The 500-nt window shown below is 66.6% G+C and carries 1 pseudogene; it reads left to right on the forward strand.

Features of this window, described 5'->3' with window-relative positions:
* Positions 1–236, forward strand: a pseudogene (locus NKH33_RS33205) (hypothetical protein); the annotation flags it as partial.
* Between the last annotated feature and the right edge of the window lie 264 nt (positions 237–500).

Raw genomic sequence — 500 nt, forward strand, 5'->3', positions numbered from 1 at the left:
TCCAGCAGGTGCGTCGCGGCCGCGCCAAGGCCTCGCCGTGGCTGGCGGCGTTGATTGCGCGCAAGCCGCCGAAGCTGGCGGCTGTGGCGCTCGCCAACAAGACCGCCCGTATGGCCTGGAAGATGATGATCACCGGCGAGCCGTACCGTTGCGGCCTGGCGGGCAGCCTGACGCCTCCTCGCCGCCCTCAAGGCCGCTTCGCGCCGCCTACGGCGGTGGCCTGCGGCCAGCCCTGACCGCGGCTCAGCACGGCGCTGACATGCCCGGATAGGCCGCAACGGAGGAACACCGAACACAAGCTCTTGCAACGGAAGGAAGATGGCGTGATCGATCGATCCGTGACGCGCGAAACTCCGAGGGATCCATTGGCCAACGAAACCGCTGGCATGATTGGAACGGGCGTCGCGAACCCCACCTTGGCCAGCGGCCGCAAGGACCGTGCTCAAAGGCCGGACATATGGACGCAAGCGATCGAAAACGACGCAAAACAACCGTTGCAG

The organism is Mesorhizobium sp. M1182 (genome assembly GCF_040318335.1).
GTDB lineage: Bacteria > Pseudomonadota > Alphaproteobacteria > Rhizobiales > Rhizobiaceae > Mesorhizobium.